Raw genomic sequence first — 20,030 nt, forward strand, 5'->3', positions numbered from 1 at the left:
GCGGCCCTTTTTCTTTATCCAACCCTGATGCTCAGTCGAGCAATTTCAAGCGATGACTAGAGCAAGACTGAAGCAATTACTGGCAGGCGCCCAAATCTTGCCACGGCATAGCGCTACCGGTATTACGGCTTGGCCGCTCGCCTTGGCTAAGCCATTTTGCTTTATATTGACGACCTTGATCAGTGACGACACTGCCTGCGGGATAACTCACTTGGCTTTGCCAAGGGCTAGCGCAGCTAAGTGTTTTGCCGCTCATCGTCACGCTACGCAGCGTTTGCAATGGTTGATTAGCCGCGGCAATGGCACGAATTTCGCTAGCTGGTAAGGCGCGATTCCACACGGCAACATCGTCAAAAGCCAAGACAAATTTTTCTTTCGGGTAGCGTTTGTAGTAATCACCACGGGCATCTTCATTGAGCGCCCAACGTTGATAACTGGGGACGATTTTGCCCGTCACATTGGCGTACGACAGCACACTTTCACCAATCAAACCGGCGGCATTGCTGGCATAACAGCGCATGCGTTTTTGCGCTGGCTCCAGCACAATCGCCACATACACCCAAGCGCCAGTGACCATGCCTAAATACGTATCAGCGCGATTGGTGCCATCGCCGATATTAAATTTAAAGCGGCCATCGCCCGAATGGCCAATTGAAATACCGGCATTTTTGCCCGATGCCCAGTCTTTATTGGCCACCACACTGCACATATTGCTGCCCATATTGCTTGGCATTTTGACCCAAAACCCGAGCGTAAAATCAGCGGCGCTCGGGTCAAAAGGCATAAATGCAGCACTACCCTTAGTGGCATCAAGCTGCAAGGCTGATAAATACTTAGCGCCAGCGCTATACCCCACTGGCCCAACAGGCGTTAACGCCGCACTACCGATCTCATCATTGAGGGTGTTTTCAAATTGATAATAATGACTCACTTGGCTCAGTAAGGCGGCGGTAAACGGCGCTTGCACCGGTGGCGTGGGCGTGGGTGCCGGACTTGGCGTTGGCGTGGTGATGCCTGCAATCGGCAAACGGCCCGGATACGTTTGGCTAATCCCGCCTTCGATATGACCGCAGTACTCATAAATAAACCGGCCGCTACTGTCATTGGCGAGCAAAATCATCACGTCATACCAATTATTCAGCGTTGCAATCGTCCAGCTAGCGCTGGCATTCGCGGCAATCACTTGCTGGCTACGCTGCCCAGTTAGATAGTCATCGACATACAGCGTTAACACCGCTGGGGCGCGATTTTGCACCTGCAGCGTGATAAAACCCCCACTTAAATTAGGCATCATACTGATTTGCGGATAAGCGCCATTTTGCCAAGCATTGGGCAATAAACTCCCGGCAAAGCGCCGATAAAAACTATTTGGCCCATGAATCGCTAAATCAAACTGCCCGGCACTGGCGGCGGCACCATCGATGACTTGGTTTTGCGCGCCGTTGGCTGGCACAGTGACAAAAATTGGATTAAACACCAAACTTTGATAACCATGAATATCAAAAGCCGCCGCTTGCGCCCCGCTATTACTCATTTTCAGCGTAATTTTTTTACTCGCCGTGTCCACCACGGCATCGACATTCACCTGCACCGCCACCGGTCGTAATGGCCGCGAGCCACCAGCCGAACAGATCGGCGCCCCTGTTTCTCCATTCGGTTGAGCAGCCGGCAAACTGCTACAGGCAAAAGCGGCATCACTGGCCAAAATGGCGGTATCGGGTACACCCGTTGGATAGCCATAAGGGCTGGCCGTAAAGTCAAAACCATCCATTAAATCAGCACAGACACTACGCCGCCACGCACTGATATTCGGTTCTTGCACGCCGGTGAATTTTTCTAAAAAGCGTATCGTCGAGGTTAAATCACACGTTTGGCTATAGACATAACCGCCAATACTCCACGGTGAAATCAGCCACGTTGGCATACGGTGACCTAAGCCCAGCGGAAAACCGTTTTTCCACTCATTAGCTGTACCAATCGGCGCTGTGGGCGGCACAACGTGATCAAAAATCCCGCCGTTTTCATCATAGGTATAAATAAAAACAGTTTTTTCCCACACGGCAGGATTGCTCGCCAACGCATCTAAAAAAATCTTGGCGTAATTGGCACCGGCATTTGGTGCATGGGCTGGGTGCTCAGACAATGCCGCCGGGGCAATAATCCAGCTTACCGCTGGCAAAGCATTGTTAGCGACGTCTTTGGCAAATGCATCACGGCTACGCTTAACCATCCCGTTTAGATACAGCGCGGAATTGGGAAGCGCCGTTTTAAACTTGGTAAACCACGCTAAGGCATTGTCATCATAATTATCTTGCTCTTGATACATTTTCCAGCTGACACCGGCAGCTTGCAACCGCTCGGCATAAGTAGTCCACGTAAATGGAATGACCTCGCTATTGTCCATTACCGCGCCAGCCGACCAGAGCCCTTGACCGTTACTACCACTCATTAGAAATAAGCGATTGGGATTGGTACTGGTATTGCTCGAGCAAAAAAAATGATCGCACGTGGTAAAGACATCGGATAAAGCGTGATGAAAGGGAATGTCTTCGCGCTGGTAATAACCCATCGCATAATTGCCTTTATTGGCAATCCACTGATTCATTTGCCCGCCATTAAATGCATTACGGCCAGAAACCCAATCATGCGTGACATCGACCATGCACTGGCCATTGCTGGTTTTGCTATTGAGGCGAAACGGCCAAATCGGCTGATTATTGGCATTTTTTTGCGCAAAAACGCTACTGCCATCGGGTTGGCGTAATGGATGTGGATCATTAAAGCCGCGCACGCCGTTCAGCGTGCCTAAATAATGATCAAAAGAGCGGTTTTCCTGACTCAAAATCACCACATGTGCCACCGAAGACAAGCTACCGCTACTGGTCCCAGCGGCTAAAGCGCGTTGCACGCTCAAAGGCAAAGCGGCCAATGCGCCGCTGGCGCTGGCATATTTTAAAAACTGACGACGATCGAAACTCATGACTTCTCCTTAGAAAAGTCAGCATCGTCGTCTAGATGTATTGAAGTTTTATCACGGCCAAATCAAATTTATATGACATACAATAATTTGTTCTATATGAAATCGACCTCTTAGCCGCGCAGCCTTATGCCGTAAGCTGACGCCTTACCGCAAGCAGCAACAATAAAAAAAGAGCACCCGAAGGTGCCCTGTTGTTAATTTAAGACGCGATACATTTAAATGCGCCGTAGCGCCATTATTTTCCCAGTGAACCAGCATACTTGCTTGCTAGATCGGCTTGTTCAGCACCCGAAACTCCCATGTGATTCATATTACTAGCATGTACGGCGCTCATCGAAAAAGTAAACGCCAGGGCCAGCATTAAGAGGGTTCTCATCGTCCTACTCCTTTATCAATTCATCCAGCTATAGCTATAGCCCTCACCAGATTGAATCAGTCTAAATAGCGCTCAACGGCGCGATTTAATTGGACTATCGGTAGTTTATTCTTTACCTGAAAAAACCTATCGCCTTGCTGTCAGTTTGAGTTTGGCTCATGCCCTTCTTGCTGCGCTCTGGCAGCTGAGGCGCGTAATTTATCTTTTTTACTCATTCGAGCGCCTTTAATCCCGCCCTCCCCCGAACCGGCAACGGCTTGCTCTTTGCGCGATAAAACCATCGATATGCTCGCGTACAATTCGCATTTCAAGGCGTTTTTCCAGCAACCTAAAATGCGCTTCACTGTGCGGCGTCACCAAGCTAATCGCCACCCCACTGCCACCGGCACGGGCAGTGCGGCCAATGCGATGGGTGTAATCGGCGGGCGAGCGCGGTAAGTCAAAATTAATCACGCAAGGCAAGTCGTCAATATCAATCCCGCGCCCCGCTAAATCGGTTGCGACAACGACTTGTAAATTACTGGATTTAAATTCGGCCAAGACTTGGCTACGCCGACCTTGGCTAAATTCACCATGAAACGGCGCGGCTTTAATTCCAGCACTGGCTAAATAGCGCGCCAATTGTTCGGCGATATTTTTCGACGCCACAAACACCAAAGCCCGCGCATCGCCACTATCCAAAAAAAACTGCACCAATAAATCAGCGCGCCGCGCTTCATCCACCACAATCGCACGCTGCAAAATATCAGGGCGATTTTCGTCGTTGTTTTCAATGACAATGCGTGTGGGCTGCTGCAAAATGGCATCGGCCAGCGCATTGACATTGCTTGGAAACGTTGCCGAGAATAATAAATTTTGTCTTGGGCTGGGTAGCAAGGCCAAAATGCGATTGATTTCTTCGTTAAAGCCCATATCCAGCAAGCGATCGGCTTCATCGAGCACTAGCGTGGTAAAGGCTTCGGGCTTAATCGCATTTTGCCCGATCAAATCGAGTAAGCGCCCCGGTGTGGCCACCAAAACGTCAGCTCGGCCGCGCAATTGCATCATTTGTGGATTGATCGATACGCCACCAAACACAGCAACGACTTTAATTGGCGTCGCCAGCATTTGTACCAGCGATTTGATTTCTTGCCCCACCTGCATCGCCAACTCACGCGTTGGCACCAAAATCAACACCTTACGCCCAGCGCCTTGCACCAATTGCAATAAAGGCAAAGCAAAAGCCGCGGTTTTACCCGATCCAGTCGCCGCCTGCGCCAGCACGTCCTCACCACGTAAAATCGCCGGAATTGCAGCGGCTTGAATTGGCGTAGGCTGAAGGAATTTTTTCTTGCTGGCAGCAAGGGTCAGAGCGGGCGATAAACCCAAAGCGCTAAAGGGCATAGCAGGCCTTAATCAAAGAATATGTCGTGCATGATACCAAGTGAGGGGGCCACTGGCCGAAAAACATCGCGGTTTGGCTTAGCCAACGGCAAGACAAAACCATGAATCGCCCTGATCCCAGCCACAAAAAAGCCGCTACGCACGTTGCGCAGCGGCATTGATGGTGGATAAAAAAACAATCTAGCTTCAATCAAATACTGACTTTCAAAACCAGCGCCACAAGCAGTAGGTATATCTACGCAGATCTTGATTTACAAACCAAAAACAGAAATACCCTAGCCATCAGTGTTTTTACTTATCTCGTCAATCGGCGTTGCTGGTTTTTCGGTAGCGAGGATTTTATCGATGCGGCGACCATCCATATCGACCACTTCAAACTGCCAGTTTTCCCATTGCGCAATATCACCCGTTCTTGGCATTTGCCCCAACAGCAGCATCACCAAGCCACTTAAGGTATGGTAACTGCCCTTTTCTTCATCAGGCACTGTGGGCAAGGCCAAACGATCTTTGAGCTCTGGAATCGGAATCAAACCATCGAGCAACCACGAGCCATCCACCCGCTGCACCGCCCAAGCATCACTACTGTCCTCAGTGGTAAATTCGCCGGTCAATACTTCAAGTACGTCTTGCAATGTGACCAAGCCTTGCACTTCGCCGTATTCATCGATCAAAAAGACCATTTCCACGCCGGAGGTTCGCATTTGGTCGAGTAGCTCTAGGCCGCTCAGCGTTTCGGGAACAAACACGCAAGGCTGTAAATTACTGGATAAATCAATCGACTCGCCTTTGAGCATTTTTTGCAAAATGTCTTTCGCGCTTAAAATGCCGAGCAAATTATCTAGCCCATCTTGGCATACTGGAAAGCGTGAATAACGCGCTTCAGACACAATCGCCATGTTTTGTGCGACCGAATCATCTAAATCGAGCACCACCATCTCTGAGCGCGGCACCATCAAAGACGCCACTTTTCTATCGTCTAAACGCAGCACATTTTTCATCATGGTGTGCTCGTGCTCTTCAATTAAACCGGCGGCCGAGCCTTCGTGTAGCACGGCATCGATTTCATCTTGCGTCACACTTTGTTGGGTATTTTGATCAGCCCCCAATAAGCTAAGCACACCTTTAGTGGAGCCAGTAAGTAAGTGCACAAAGGGGCGTGAGATCAAAGCTAAAAACTGAATCGGCCGAGCGATTAAGCAGGCAATTTTTTCTGGACTGATTTGCCCAAGACGTTTGGGAACCAATTCACCAAACACAATAGAAAAATACGTCACCGACATCACCACCAGCACCGTGGCAATCGTGGTACTGAGTTCCGGGCGCATGCCCGATTGGATCAGCCACAGGGCAAATGGTTCGGCCAGCACCGATTCACCAACAATACCGCTTAAAACCCCAATCGAGGTAATGCCAATTTGCACCGTAGACATGAATTTAGTTGGTTCATCGGCCAGCTTTAAAGCCGCTGCAGCGCCTTTATTTCCTGCTTCTGCCATTTTGCTAAGCCGCGCTTTGCGTGAGCTAACCAAGGCCAACTCCGACATTGCAAATAGGCCATTTAGCAAAATCAGCCCCAGCAGCATGAACACTTCCATGAATCAATCCAAATTATAAATAATGAGTTTAGATGCGGACAAAGCGAAAAAAATTCAATGCAAGTGCGACCGTTTAGCGTGGTATTTTTAAATGTCACCCCATTTTCGTAGCAAATTATGGTAAATCCCGGTCATTGAAATCGCCGTTTCCGTGTCGCCCATATCTTGGCGTAACTGCCGAATATTACGATCCAAATCAAATAATAAGCCGCGTTCAGTCCCGTCTTTAATCATACTTTGCAGCCACATAAACGACGCCACGCGATGGCCTCGGGTAATCGGCTCAACGCGGTGCAAACTACTCGATGGATACAGCACCATATCGCCGGCAGCGAGTTTGACCTCGTGCACGCCGTAAGTGTCTTCAATCACCAACTCACCGCCATCGTATTCATCCGGATCAGAAAAAAACAAGGTCGCTGATAAATCCGAGCGCACCCATTCGCCAGTGTCGGTAATACGGCGCATGGCGTTATCAACGTGCATGCCAAAGCCCATACCTTCGCCATAGCGATTAAATAACGGTGGAAAAATGCGCTTAGGTAAAGCGGCAGAAAAAAACAAATCATTTTTAGCCAGCGCCGCCAAAATCACCGCCCGCACGGCCACGGCATTGGCTTCATCGTTGGCCAATTGCTGATTGTTTTTGACTTTGGCCGACTGACTGCCTGCGGTAATTCGCCCATCCAACCAATCGGCTTGATCCAAGCGCTCGCGGCAGGCTTTAACGGTCGCCAAATCAAGTACTGCGGGGATGTGTAACAACATACAAACTCCAAATTCAAACATAAAGCGAAGCGCAACAAAATTCGCCGAACTTTGCAATATTCATCAAAGGTATATCCAGCTAAGTCATAATAATTAATGACTTCATGGCTATACCCAAAAATAAAAACATTCGAATTGAGTGTTAATGCTGTGCCACGCTCGTTGGTCTGGGGCTTTAAACCCCGTCCAAGCGCACCGAGTGAGGAAGGGAGACAAACCGTTTTATCGTTTGGCTCACGACAATCGAGGGCATCGGGGACCGATGCGCGCTCGGGTCGCCTTTCTTTGCTTACTTTCTTTGGCGAAGCAAAGAAAGTGTGTCCCCGTCGCGGACTGCGACTGCAAACCTCAGTGCCGCAGGCACACCATCAACACGTTATCCGAACAAACCAAAAACAATAACAAAAACCAGCAACAGCAAAGCCCTGCATCCATGATTTGGACTGATGTGGACTTTGCTGCCGTGGTGTGACGACTTAATTAAACTTATAGCTGGCGCTCAAACGGGCAGAACGCTGAGTGCCCGGTAAAGTGAAGCCTTGATACAAACCTTCGTAATGGTCGGTATCAAATAAGTTGTATACATTGAGCTGCACGCTGACATCACGGTGACTCCATTCGGCCATCGCATCCCAGCGCACATAGCCTGGCAGGTTCACGATATTGTCCAAATTGGTGTAGCGCTTGCCCATGGCGTTAAATCCGCCACCGACTTTCCAATTGCCGTCGATTTGATACGTGGTCCACAAATTGGCGGTATAGCGCGGCGCATTGTCCGGCAGATTGCCTTCTTGGTATTTACGTTGCGGATTGGTAATCTCGGCAATTACCGGATCCATCAACGCCACACCGGCAAAGATTTGCCAATCGGCACTCAACTGCCCAGCGGCTTCGAGCTCAATCCCGTCGGTATAACGACGACCTGACAGCAAATACGGTTTCACCACACCGGGCTCCATATCGGTTTGGCGCTCATTGGTTTTCTCGGTACGGAAAATCGCCGTACGCAAGGCCAAACGGCCGTCATACAAATTAAACTTGGCACCGATTTCGTAGTTGGCGTTTTTTTTTCTGGATCAGTCAGCGCGCTCTTTGGATCGGTGGAATACGCTTCAGCCGATGGATTAAACGACGTGCCGTACGACACATAATACGATTGCACCGCAGTCGGCTGATAAATCAAGCCAGTGCGCCAGCTCCATACATTATCAGTACGGCCAGTATTGGGCGCAGCATCCAATTTGGTGAAGGATTCATTGGTGGTTTCAGCTTTGAAATGATCGTAACGCGCGCCAAGTAAGACTTTCCAATGCGGGTTTAAATCAATCATGTCTTGCAAGTAAAACGCTACCGTATCGGCGGTTGAATGCGCGGCAACGGTATTGACCGGTGCGCTGCAATTGGGCGCGCCGCCTAAGTTTGGATTGCCCACGGTGGTCGACGGCATAATGCAAGGTCTTAAACCAGCGTCATTGGGTTTAGCCGTGCCGGTTAGGTCTAGCTGCATACGACCCGTGCTGGTGAGTTTTTCGCGCGTTAATTCCATCCCCGCCAAAATACTGTGGCGGATGGTGCCGGTTTCGACATCCCACAACACATCGGTTTGATTGGAGATAATTTCTTGATCGCGCATCCGCAATTTGCGGCCACGGGTGACCTTGGTGCTGTCGCTTAAAGCGTCAGAAGGGCTGGCAAATTGCAAGCCCGGCGCGCTCGCGCGTAAATCAAGTTGATATTTACCCAAACGCGTGCCGTTTTTTAGCAATAAATTAGGGGTAATTTGATGCTGAAAATTCAAACTCAGCATATCGGCCACGGTGTCTTCTGAATCAAAGTCGCGTAAGCCATAAAATTGATCGACGTTGCCAATCGGTTGGTCGGTGCCATGAATCGACGCCGCTTTACGGTAATACGGCACGCCATAATCGGGCACGTTATTTTCTTCGTAATGCAAATACATCACGCTAAGCTGAGTCGGCTCGCCAATACCAAAAGTCACCGTCGGCGCGACGCCCCAACGATTCATCTCCGCGCCATCGCGGAAACTATCGGCTTTTTGCCCCATGACATTCAAGCGAATCGCGGTGTTGTCGTTAATGGCTTTATTAAAGTCACCTTCGGCGCGGTAATACGCATCGGTTCCCAAGGTGGTGGTCACTTGGTTTAGATCGCCTTTAAAGGCTTTTTTACTCACTTGATTCACTACGCCGCCGGTTGAACCACGGCCAAATAACATCGATGCTGGGCCGCGTAATACTTCGACTGAATCAATAAAAAAGGTGTCACGATTGTATTGCGCCGCATCGCGGAAACTATCGAGATACAAATCATTGGAAGCGCCAAAACCACGGATACGAATCCCATCGCCACTGGCGCCGCCTTCAGCGGCGTTAAAAGTCACGCCAACGGCATTTCGCAGCGCTTCTTTGACCGTGTTGGCGTCTTGATCGTGCATTAATTCTTGGGTAATGGTGGTCACCGATTGCGGCACATCAAGGGTATCTTGCTGCATACGGCCCACACTCACGGTTGGCGCGTTATACGTATTAGAAGTGCCATTTTGATTGGCTTCAGCACTCACTTCAACCGGCGCTAATACCGCCTCATTGGCATGAACGCCGCCGGCAACGGCGCTGAACAACGCTGCTGCTGCGGGGAATTTGGCAAAGTGCCGAATACCTGATTTATCTCGCATGAGTTTCTCTATTAATCAATTTTTGAACAAAAAAAAGGCGGGGTTAACCGCCAAAACGAGGGTAAGTGCCCAAACAATCATTAACCCTCTAGCGCCCACAAGACAGTAGACTGGGGCGCGAGAGGCCAGCGAAATCTTGCTTAGGCAAATTTAGTTAACAGGACAAATCAGCCTCCTTGCCCATTGGTCATTAAGCCAATTTTGCTTAAACCGGCGCGCTGCGCGGCGGCCATGGTTTGCGCGATGCGTTCGTACTGCACGGTTTTATCCGCATATAAATGCACTTCAGTTTGCGGATCGGCTTTAAAAACGGCGGCCAATTTAGCGTCCAACTGCGCGGCATTCAGTACGGTTTGCTCATCGAGCAAACTACCATCGGCTTTGAGCGTTAAACGCAGCGGCGTTTTGACCACCTGCTGCACACTGGCCGTCGCCTTTGGCAATTCCACTTTGACGGCATGCGTCATCACCGGCGCCGTCACAATAAACACCACCAATAGCACCAGCATCACATCCACCAACGGCGTGGTATTGATTTCTGCCATTGGTGCGGCATCTTGCTGCCCAAAACTACCAAACCCCATGTTCAAACTCCTTTACTCTTTATTCATTACCAGCGCGAACCCAAGCCAGCACTTGATTTTCAACCGCCAGCCAAGCATCAGGGTGCTTCGCTTAATAATTGCGCGTGCAAATCATGGGTAAAACCATCGAGCTCTTGGCCAAAACGGCGATTGGCGCGAATAAACGCGTTGTACGCCACCACTGCCGGAATCGCCACCGCCAAACCGGCGGCTGTCGCCACCAACGCTTCACCAATGGGCCCGGCCACCGTGGCGAGTGAAGCATTGCCGCTGGCAGCAATCCCGACCAAGGCGTTATAAATGCCCCACACGGTGCCAAACAAACCAATAAAAGGCGCCACCGAGCCAGTGGTTGCCAGCCAAGTTAGGCCGCGCTCCATCTTGGCGGTTTCTTGACTTAAACCGGTTCGCAATTGCCGCACTAAATAATCATCGAGTGACACCGCTTTGGCCAAACCACGGCCTTCGTGTGCACGGTAATGCTGCAAACCAGCCGCACCGGTCGTAGCCAATTTGGCAGCGGGCGACTGATTTTTTGCCGCCAAATTAAGCGCAACTTGCCAATCGCTGGCCTCCCAAAATTGACTCATAAAACGCTGCTGATGGCGCTTCATCACCCACAGCAAACGTGAGCGCGCCACAATCACCACCCAACTCACAATCGACATCAACACCAATAAACCAAATACGGACTGCAAAATCGGATCACCCGAATGCAAAACCAAAGACAAATCCATCATCAACCTCAAGACTTTTTAATAGAAAAATGCACCGGCACAATCACCGTGCCCGCCACCGCATCTTGGCCGCGCTTAGCAGGAACAAAACGCCATTGCGTTACCGTAATCTGCGCCACGCGATCTAGGCGCGGATAACCACTGCTTTGCTGCAAACTCACCGCTTCGGCACTGCCTGCGGCACTCACCTCAACCCGAAGCATCACCACGCCTTTTTCACCCAAGGCCAAAGACTGTGGTGGATACGGTGGTTTGGGATTGTTTAAATAATTGGCATGAAAGCTCGGCTCAGTCACGCTATCGACCACTTCCGCACTTTGCCCACGCGCCCCGGCGCTCGATTGCGCAGCAGGACGACTTTGCGGCACGGCCTCAGTCGTTTGGCTTTCAATAGCTGGCGTAGTTTTTTCGGCTGCGGCCACCGTCATCGTTGCCGTGCGCTCTGGCGTTGGTGCGATGCGACTGGGTTTGGCTTTGACGATGACGGGATTTGCTGCCGTTTTCACAGGCGTCTTGGCCGCCGTGACTGGCTTTACTTTAGGCTTGGCTACGGGCGCTGCGGCTTGGCTAAGTTTTGGCGCAGGCTCGCCCTGACTGAGCGGCATCGCTTGCAGCAGCATCGGCTCGGGTAAACGGCTAGCACTTGGCGTACCCATCACCCCATGCAGCAAACCGGCATGGGCCAATACCACCAAACATAAAGAGTATTTGTTATCGAGAATCATTCTCGTATGTTATCAAGAAGCATTCTCATTAGCAATATGCCATTGCATTTATCTTTGCTCGCCGATCTGTGACGATTTAATTCAATTGAATGGGCGACAATTTAAAAACCAGAAACAACCCGGTGCATTGCGACCGATTGCGATGGGATAGGTATAGCCCGGTACGATTTAATCGAATTTGGTTTGCAGGCTATACCCAAAGACAATCTACAAATTATTGTGCATCTTTTAGTGGCGCGGCACTTTGCGATTCTTTTGCCAGGCTCGATGAAAAATGAAACACCATGGCATTGGCAAACATGGCATCAAAGCCTTTGGCAATCATCGTCTGCACCAAAGTTTGTGCCTGACAACCGCGCTCTAGGTTTTCAATAATCCATAGCTGCCATTCGGGGGTTAAATGGGTATAACTGGACATGCACTCTCTCCATAAGTTTTATCACGGCCAGCTCGAACGGCCAGCTCGTCACTTGATCGACACTTACAATTAAAACTAAAAACGGCGACAAACACGCCAGAATTGTAAGGCAACGGTATTATTCATCTGATTTGCCAGCACTGTCACGAATCGATTTTTTGCTGTGCAAACCATCCACATAATGCGCGCTGTCACGCACACGCAAGCACTGCTGTGAGTGGATGAAGGCACTGTGTTAGAATCGGCGCTTTGATAGACCAAGACCTACGGACGGGTTGGCATAATGGAACTTTCAGCACTCACCGCACTTTCACCACTTGATGGCCGCTACGAAAAACAACTGACCGATTTACGGGCTCATTTTAGCGAATACGCATTGATCAAAAACCGCGTAACGGTTGAAGTGGCTTGGCTTAAAGCCCTTGCCAGCGATGCTGCGCTTGAAGATATCAAGCCTTTTTCTGCTGCCACCATTGCTGAACTCGACGCAGTCGTCAGTCAATTCAATACCGAACACGCACTCGAAGTTAAAACCATCGAGCGCACCACCAACCACGACGTAAAAGCGGTTGAATACTGGTTAAAAGAGCGCCTATCGGGCAACGCCGAAGTTTCAGCAGCCAGTGAATTTATTCACTTTGCCTGCACCTCTGAAGACATCAACAATCTATCACACGCCTTGATGCTCAAAGGCGCACGTGAAAGCGTGATGTTGCCTAAATTGTCGGAAATCATCACCAAGCTTAAAGAATTAGCTCACGAGCTCGCTGATGCGCCAATGATGAGCCGTACCCACGGCCAACCGGCAACGCCGACGACCATGGGTAAAGAAATGGCCAACGTGGCGTTTCGTCTAGAGCGCCAATTGTCGCGCATTAGCGAAGTTGAATTACTTGGTAAAATCAACGGCGCAGTAGGTAATTACAACGCGCATTTATCGGCTTACCCTGGCTTTGATTGGGAAGGCTTTTGCCGCCGCTTTGTCGAAAGCCTAGGCATTAGTTTTAATCCCTACACCATCCAAATCGAGCCACACGACTATATGAGCGAGTTGTACGACGATTTCGCCCGTGCCAACACCATTTTGGTCGATATGAACCGCGACATCTGGGGCTATATTTCGCTGGGCTTCTTTAAGCAACGCGTTAATAAAAACGAAGTTGGCTCTTCGACCATGCCGCACAAAGTCAATCCAATCGACTTTGAAAATTCCGAAGGTAACCTCGGTATGGCCAACGCGGTGTTGTTCCATTTAAGCCAAAAATTACCGGTATCACGCTGGCAGCGTGACCTGACTGATTCGACCGTATTGCGTAATATGGGCGTAGGTTTGGGTTACACTTTGCTGGGCTACGTTGCGGCACTCAAAGGCTTGAATAAATTAATGGCCAATCGCGATGCAATGGTTTTTGATTTAAACAACAATTGGGAAGTCTTGGCCGAGCCAATCCAAACCGTGATGCGCCGCTATGGTGTGCCTAACCCATACGAACAACTCAAAGAGTTAACGCGTGGCAAAACCGGCATTACCAAAGAAGCACTGGCGGTGTTTATTGATGGCTTAGCGATTCCGCAAGACGCCAAAGATCGCCTCAAAGTATTAACGCCTGCCACCTACCTGGGTACGGCTGAGGAACTTGCTCGTCGTATCTAAGTCTAGAGTTCGGGCAGCGCGCTGCCCGGCTCTTTTTACCGTATTTAAGGAACTCACAGTGAAACGTAAAGTTGTTTTGGCCAGTAGCCTCACCTTCGCCGCGCTTGCCATCGCCTACGTCGGGGGCAGCTATTACGCTGGCCAAGCCGTAGAACAGACCATGCAAAAGCAACATGCTTGGCTGGCTAACTTGCCGTATTTCATTGTGAAATCGCACAGCTATCAGCGCGGTTGGTTTAGCTCGACTGAAACCCACCACCTTGCAAGTGCGCCCTGAACTGTATCGCTTCATGCTGGAAAAAGAAGGCGAACCTCTGCAAACCTTTGCAGTGACGTACACCAATCACATCAAGCATGGCCCGCTCCCCTTGCTTAGCCAATTTAATTTCATACCGTATAAGGCCGCAGTGAGCACACAATTTGTGTTTGCGCCCGATACCCAGAAATTTTTAAGCAAATTCTTTGGCGAACAACAGCCAATTAAAATCGAAAATCGCATTAGTTTTAACGACGATGGGATTGTGAATTTATCCATCCCCGCGTTTGAATACGAAGAAGCCCTGTCCGGCATTAAAGCGCACTGGGAAGGCCTCACCGCCAGCCTCGACTACGGTGGTGACTTTAACCGCGTAACGCTGATTGCCAATGCGCCGGGCCTAAAAGGCGAAGCCAAAAACAAAGGCCAATTTGCCCTCAAAGACTTTAGCTTTAACATCACGCAAGTGCGCGGCACCAGCGGCTTAATGATTGGCAGCACCACCGCCAAAATCGGCCAGCTCGATCTCAATCTCACCGAAGGCACGCCGTTTAAACTCAAGCTGGAGCAATTGGCTTACGCGGGCGACATCAAAGAAGCCGGCGAATTTATCAATGCCAGCGCCAAGATCGATCTCAATACCTTGACGCTGGATCAGCAGCCCTACGGCCCAGCGGTGTTGATCGCCGAAGCGAATCATTTGCACGGCAAAACCTTGGCTAAAATTGGTGACGAGCTCACCTTATTACAAAAACAAAACCTCGATCGTGACCAACTGACGGCCGCGTTGACTAATCTGGCGAAAACCCAAGGCCTGCCTTTATTGCAAAACAATCCGCAATTGGCGATTAAAAAATTCGAAGTCAAACTCCCCGAAGGCGCGCTGCGCTTTACGGGTGAAGTGGGCTTAAATGGCTTTGTCGCAGCAGATTTAGAAAACCCAGTCGATTTAGTCAATAAAATCGACGCTAAAGCCGATTTTTCTGTGCCACGAAAAGTCGTCGAAACCTTGGCGCTATGGCAAGCACGCAATGTATTTGGCGGCGCCGATAGCCAAGTAAATATGGCCGATTTGGATTTTCTAGCTGGGCAATTTGTCGAAGGGCAAATCAATAAACTGGCCGAACAAAACCTAATTCGCGTTGATGGCAAATTACTGGCTGCGACGGCCTCACTGAATAAAGGTAGTTTTATTCTAAACGGTATTAAAGTGCCGCTACCATGGGCAACACCAGCCAGCGCAGAGGCCGAATAAATCCCGGCGGCAATTTAAACACAAGGCCTCCTACGAGGCCTTGTTTGTTTTAAGCGCTACGCAAGCAATGCTCTGCGCCAAAACCAATCGATAACAAGGAAAGCCCATGCAAACTTGGACCATTTTTTGTCGCGTGGTCGACAATTTTGGTGATATTGGCGTGTGTTGGCGTCTAGCACGGCAATTGGCCACTGAGCATCAGTTGGCAGTCACTTTATGGGTGGACGATCTAGCCAGCTTTGCCCAAATTCGCCCAGAAATTCAGCCTGATTTAGCCGAGCAACAGCTCGACAGCGTCACCATCAGGCACTGGCCTAGCCAATGGACAAACACCGCCGCTAGCGATGTGGTCATCGAAGCCTTTGGTTGCGATTTACCTAGCGAGTACCTCGCGCAAATGCAGCAATGGCCAAGCAAGCCCATTTGGCTGAATTTAGAATACCTCAGCGCCGAAGATTGGGTGGCCGGTTGCCATGGCTTGCCATCGCCACAAATGGGTTTAAATAAATATTTTTTCTTTCCCGGCTTTAGCCAGCGCACCGGCGGGCTCATCGCTGAGCGCAGCATGCTCAAGCGCCGAGCACACTGGCAGGCCAGTGACAGCCAGCAATTGCGCCGCCAATTGGCACCGCAATTGCCCGCCGAAACTGCTGACACCGTGTTTATTTCTGTATTTGCCTACGAAAACCCCGCCGTAATCGACTGGCTGAGCGCACTCAAAGACAGCCCTACCCCCGTCCATTTGTTTATTCCTACCGGCAAGGTATTGCCACAGATTGCACAGCTACTGAATCAGCCAGCGCTATACATCGGGCACGTATATCAATACGGCGCGTGTCATCTAGCCATATTACCGATGCTCAGCCAAGACGATTACGACCAACTTTTATGGAGCTGTGATTTAAACTTTGTGCGAGGCGAAGATAGTTTTGTTCGCGCCCAATGGGCTGGCATACCCATGGTGTGGCAAATTTACCCGCAAAGTGAAAATACCCATTTAGACAAACTCGCGGCGTTTTTGGCGCTGTATACCGCCGACTTACCAACTCAGAGTGCCGCAGCTTTAACCGCGTTTTATCAGTGCTGGAATCAAGGGGGTGAGGTTGCCGCCAGTTGGTTGGCCTATCGCCAGCAATGGGCAATCTTGCAAGAACACGCCAAAAACTGGGCTTTTCGACTAGCGGAACACGGAGATCTTGCGACTAATCTGGTCAAGTTCACCCAATCCAAGTTAAAATAGTCGATTGTGTCGAGCGTGTTTTAAAAGTACGTGGCTCGATTGATGTTTTTTGGCCGTAGCAAAGCCAAGCATCAACGGATGCTCTGGTTCACACCGACAAAATCGCCGCACTCTTAAAACCCGTTCTATTTAATCTGCTTTTAGGTATGTAAAAAATGGCAATCAAAACTGCTCAAGAAGTTCGCGCTGGTAATGTGATTTTAGTTGATGGTCAACCTTGGGTTGTGCAAAAAACTGAATACAGCAAATCAGGCCGTAACTCATCGGTTGTAAAAGTTAAAGCCAAAGGCTTGTTATCAAGCCAAGGCTCTGAAGTGGTTTACCGCGCTGATGACAAACTCGACGTGGTCACTTTAGAAAAACTCGACTGCACTTACTCTTATTTTGCTGATCCAATGTTTGTATTTATGGATGCAGAATTTAACTCGCACGACGTTGAAGCTGACAATCTTGGCGACACTCGTGGCTTGATCGTTGACGGCATGGAAGACCAATGCCAAGTGACTTTCTACGAAGGCAAAGCGATCTCTGTTGAATTGCCAACCGTGGTTGTGCGTGAAGTGGAATACACTGAGCCAGCAGTTCGTGGCGATACCTCAGGTAAAGTCATGAAGCCAGCTAAACTCAAAGGCACTGACTTTGAATTGCCAGTGGCTGCCTTTATCGAAATCGGCGACAAAATCGAGATCGACACTCGCACTAACGAATTCAAAAAACGCGCTGCTTAATTGCTCGTTTAAGCTGCCAAAAGCCACCGTTCGCGGTGGCTTTTTTATTGTCATGTCGATCCTCAGCACCCCTTCCCGCAAAAAGACTTTCAATTCCCCTGCCCCGTTACAGCACCAGCAAACCACAATTAATGCGCTATTCAAATTGGCAATCTAAACTATTTTGACTGCTACCCCTCACACGTGAACATCAGACAGCTGTAGTTGCCAACGACCATCAGGAGTTAGCTAATGAAAATTACGGTTGAAACCATCATCAATGCGCCAATTGACAAAATCTGGAGCGCCTACACCACACCCAACGACATCATGCAGTGGAATGCCGCTTCTGATGATTGGCACACCACGCAGGCAACGGTTGACTTACGTGTGGGCGGGACATTTTTATCGCGCATGCAGGCGAAAGATGCCAGCTTTGGCTTTGATTTTACAGGGACCTATACCCAAATTGTGCCGAACGAATTGATTGCATATTCTTTGGGCGACCGTACTGCTGAAGTCGTATTTGAAAGCCGCGCCAACGGTGTATCTATTCGTGTCACTTTCGATGCGGAAACTGAACACACAGTGGAACAACAACGTCAGGGATGGCAAGCCATTCTAAATAATTTTGCTATGTACGTGACAACACACCCATAAACACATGCGTATCAAAAATAAGGCGGCATAAATTGACTCAGCCCAGTAAGAAACTCACCCAGTCAGCGACTACAGTACAATCCATTGACCAAGGTGAAGCAAAATGCTGCAAAAATGTATCCCCGCGCTGATTCAAGCCAAAATACTCGACGCCTTAGCCCCAGTTGCCGATTTTTTACTGCGACTCTATCTGTGTAAAGTTTTCTTTCTTTCTGGTTTAACAAAAATTCAAGACTGGAATACCACGCTATTTTTATTTACCGATGAATATCATGTGCCACTGCTGCCCCCCATTATTGCCGCCTTATTCGGTACCGCAGCTGAGCTAATTTTACCCATCGCTTTACTCTTCGGTTTATTCACTCGCTGCTCGGCCCTGGGCTTATTTCTAGTCAATGGCATGGCGGTGGTGGCGTATTTTCATGTACTCAAAACGATCCCCTCAGCACTGCAAGACCATTTGGAATGGGGCTTAATGCTGCTGGTCTTAGTTGCTATTCCAACGCGGCGCTGGAGCTTAGATGGCGTGTTACTTTGCGCACAAAAATCACCGAAACTTTAAAAGTTTAAATTTTCAGCGCAAAAAAAAAACGCCACAGCGATGTGGCGTTGTTTACTGCACCCTTGGCGTTACATCGCCGCGCGATAGATTTCGCAAACTTCTTCAAACGTTGGTTGTTTTGGATTGGTCAAACCACACGCGTCTTTTAATGCATTAGTTGCCAAGGTTGGAATGTCTTCGAGCTTGGCCCCCAATTGCGCGACGCCAGTTGGAATACCCACATCAACCGACAATTGACGGATCGCGGCAAGGCAAACATCGGCGGCAGCGTCGTCACTTAAGCCATCCACCTTCTCGCCCATGGCCCGTGCAATATCGCCCAAACGTTTAGCACACACTTGCTTGTTATACGCTTGCACATGTGGCAATAAGATTGCATTGCAAACACCATGCGGTAAATCGTAAAAACCACCCAATTGATGCGCCATGGCGTGCACATAACCCAGCGAGGCATTATTAAATGCCATCCCGGCTAAAAATTGGGCATACGCCATTTGTTCACGCGCCGCAATATCATCACCGTGACGCACCGCTTGGCGTAATGATTGGCTAACGATCTCAACGGCTTTGAGCGCACACGCATCGGTAATCGGCGTTGCAGCGGTCGATACATACGCTTCTACTGCGTGCGTTAAGGCATCCATCCCCGTGGCGGCGGTTAAACCGGCGGGTTTAAGCAACATCAATTCAGGATCATTCACCGACAAAATCGGCGTAGTGTGCTTATCCACAATGGCCATTTTTACATGTCGCGCTTCGTCGGTGATAATGCAAAACCGCGTCATTTCACTGGCGGTACCGGCCGTGGTGTTAATCGCAATGAGAGGCAATTGTGGTTTAGCCGAGCGATCTAGCCCTTCGTAATCTTTAATATCACCGCCATTGACCGCAACCAGTGCAATACCTTTAGCGCAATCATGCGGAGAGCCGCCACCGACTGAAATCACGCAGTCACAGCCATTGGCTTGCAGCATGGCCAAGCCAGTCGCCACATTGGCGGTGGTTGGATTAGGGTGAACACCATCAAATACCACACTGGCAACGTCTTCTTGTGCCAATAAATCAGTGACAGTTTTCACCACCCCAATTTTAACCAAGGGTAAATCAGTCACAATCAGCGCTTTTTTAAAGCCATAACTTTTAATTGTTTTTGCCGCATCGCGTAAGCAACCAGCACCCATTAAATTCACACTCGGGATAAAAAAAAGCAGTCGTTGTCATGATCAATACCTCGTTTCACAGTAGTAACAATACGTCTAGACTACTCCGAATACCGCCGTAATAAATTGACTTATATCAGAACCAACACCCACAAAGTACCTCGTAAGCAATACCCGCAATCGGTGTAAATCATTGCGTTCATCTAACTCTAACGAGGTACTTTGTGGTGTTTTTTAAATTGAAAAACGCTCGCTGGACTGAGCACAGCCAGCAT

Annotated in this window: 19 protein-coding genes; 7 read left to right on the top strand and 12 right to left on the bottom strand. The window is 49.5% G+C overall.

Annotation, left to right across the window (positions count from 1 at the left end; translation table 11 throughout):
- Positions 1 to 76: 76 nt before the first annotated feature.
- The 11 genes from GKO28_RS02600 to GKO28_RS02650 all read right to left on the bottom strand — a co-directional run bounded on the left by GKO28_RS02600 (position 77) and on the right by GKO28_RS02650 (position 12,261).
- Positions 77 to 2,980 (bottom strand): phosphocholine-specific phospholipase C, encoded by a 2,904-nt coding sequence (locus GKO28_RS02600; RefSeq protein WP_182075253.1) that lies wholly within the window; start codon positions 2,978 to 2,980, stop codon positions 77 to 79.
- A 235-nt stretch (positions 2,981 to 3,215) separates the two neighbouring features.
- Positions 3,216 to 3,356 carry a hypothetical protein gene (locus GKO28_RS02605; protein ID WP_182075254.1) on the bottom strand — a complete coding sequence of 47 codons (141 nt, stop codon included), beginning with the start codon at positions 3,354 to 3,356 and terminating at the stop codon, positions 3,216 to 3,218.
- Between the two features lie 225 nt (positions 3,357 to 3,581).
- Entirely contained in the window at positions 3,582 to 4,739 is a 1,158-nt protein-coding gene (locus tag GKO28_RS02610; RefSeq protein WP_247646298.1) for a DEAD/DEAH box helicase, read from the bottom strand.
- Between the two features lie 275 nt (positions 4,740 to 5,014).
- Complete coding sequence (locus GKO28_RS02615; protein ID WP_182075255.1) at positions 5,015 to 6,334, bottom strand: hemolysin family protein; 1,320 nt, start codon at positions 6,332 to 6,334, stop codon at positions 5,015 to 5,017.
- Positions 6,335 to 6,421: 87 nt separating this feature from the next.
- Entirely contained in the window at positions 6,422 to 7,102 is a 681-nt protein-coding gene (locus GKO28_RS02620; protein WP_182075256.1) for a Fe2+-dependent dioxygenase, read from the bottom strand.
- A gap of 476 nt (positions 7,103 to 7,578) precedes the next feature.
- Positions 7,579 to 8,118 (bottom strand): TonB-dependent receptor domain-containing protein, encoded by a 540-nt coding sequence (locus GKO28_RS20960; protein WP_282099211.1) that lies wholly within the window; start codon positions 8,116 to 8,118, stop codon positions 7,579 to 7,581.
- Entirely contained in the window at positions 8,043 to 9,797 is a 1,755-nt protein-coding gene (locus GKO28_RS02630) for a TonB-dependent siderophore receptor (protein ID WP_182075258.1), read from the bottom strand. The genes GKO28_RS20960 and GKO28_RS02630 overlap by 76 nt, the downstream gene beginning before the upstream one ends.
- A 167-nt stretch (positions 9,798 to 9,964) precedes the next feature.
- Positions 9,965 to 10,381 (bottom strand): biopolymer transporter ExbD, encoded by a 417-nt coding sequence (locus GKO28_RS02635; protein ID WP_182075259.1) that lies wholly within the window; start codon positions 10,379 to 10,381, stop codon positions 9,965 to 9,967.
- Between the two features lie 77 nt (positions 10,382 to 10,458).
- Complete coding sequence (locus tag GKO28_RS02640) at positions 10,459 to 11,121, bottom strand: MotA/TolQ/ExbB proton channel family protein (RefSeq protein ID WP_247646300.1); 663 nt, start codon at positions 11,119 to 11,121, stop codon at positions 10,459 to 10,461.
- A gap of 5 nt (positions 11,122 to 11,126) precedes the next feature.
- Entirely contained in the window at positions 11,127 to 11,843 is a 717-nt protein-coding gene (locus tag GKO28_RS02645; protein WP_182075260.1) for an energy transducer TonB, read from the bottom strand.
- Positions 11,844 to 12,057: 214 nt separating this feature from the next.
- On the bottom strand, positions 12,058 to 12,261 hold the full coding sequence (locus tag GKO28_RS02650) for a hypothetical protein (RefSeq protein ID WP_182075261.1): 204 nt from the start codon (positions 12,259 to 12,261) through the stop codon (positions 12,058 to 12,060).
- Positions 12,262 to 12,544: 283 nt separating this feature from the next.
- On the opposite strand from GKO28_RS02650, the gene purB reads away from it, so the two are divergent.
- The 7 genes from purB to GKO28_RS02685 all read left to right on the top strand — a co-directional run bounded on the left by purB (position 12,545) and on the right by GKO28_RS02685 (position 18,595).
- Positions 12,545 to 13,915, top strand: a complete 1,371-nt coding sequence (purB, locus tag GKO28_RS02655; protein ID WP_173533563.1) for an adenylosuccinate lyase — start codon at positions 12,545 to 12,547, stop codon at positions 13,913 to 13,915.
- 58 nt (positions 13,916 to 13,973) lie between these two features.
- Positions 13,974 to 14,192 (top strand): DUF945 family protein, encoded by a 219-nt coding sequence (locus GKO28_RS20965; RefSeq protein ID WP_182075262.1) that lies wholly within the window; start codon positions 13,974 to 13,976, stop codon positions 14,190 to 14,192.
- On the top strand, positions 14,182 to 15,426 hold the full coding sequence (locus tag GKO28_RS02665) for a YdgA family protein (RefSeq protein ID WP_307839072.1): 1,245 nt from the start codon (positions 14,182 to 14,184) through the stop codon (positions 15,424 to 15,426). The genes GKO28_RS20965 and GKO28_RS02665 overlap by 11 nt, the downstream gene beginning before the upstream one ends.
- Positions 15,427 to 15,532: 106 nt before the next feature.
- Positions 15,533 to 16,666 carry an elongation factor P maturation arginine rhamnosyltransferase EarP gene (gene earP / locus GKO28_RS02670; RefSeq protein WP_182075264.1) on the top strand — a complete coding sequence of 378 codons (1,134 nt, stop codon included), beginning with the start codon at positions 15,533 to 15,535 and terminating at the stop codon, positions 16,664 to 16,666.
- A 161-nt stretch (positions 16,667 to 16,827) separates the two neighbouring features.
- On the top strand, positions 16,828 to 17,394 hold the full coding sequence (locus tag GKO28_RS02675; RefSeq protein ID WP_173534680.1) for an elongation factor P: 567 nt from the start codon (positions 16,828 to 16,830) through the stop codon (positions 17,392 to 17,394).
- 231 nt (positions 17,395 to 17,625) lie between these two features.
- Positions 17,626 to 18,033, top strand: coding sequence for an SRPBCC family protein (locus GKO28_RS02680; protein ID WP_182075265.1), 408 nt, complete (start codon positions 17,626 to 17,628; stop codon positions 18,031 to 18,033).
- Between the two features lie 103 nt (positions 18,034 to 18,136).
- Positions 18,137 to 18,595, top strand: a complete 459-nt coding sequence (locus tag GKO28_RS02685; protein ID WP_182075266.1) for a DoxX family protein — start codon at positions 18,137 to 18,139, stop codon at positions 18,593 to 18,595.
- Between the two features lie 68 nt (positions 18,596 to 18,663).
- Here the strand turns inward: GKO28_RS02685 and yiaY are convergent, their stop codons facing one another.
- Positions 18,664 to 19,776 (bottom strand): L-threonine dehydrogenase, encoded by a 1,113-nt coding sequence (yiaY, locus tag GKO28_RS02690; RefSeq protein WP_182075267.1) that lies wholly within the window; start codon positions 19,774 to 19,776, stop codon positions 18,664 to 18,666.
- Positions 19,777 to 20,030: the final 254 nt, after the last annotated feature.

Origin of the sequence: Deefgea sp. CFH1-16 (assembly GCF_016881365.1) — a bacterium.
In the GTDB taxonomy this organism is placed as follows: Bacteria; Pseudomonadota; Gammaproteobacteria; order Burkholderiales; family Chitinibacteraceae; genus Deefgea.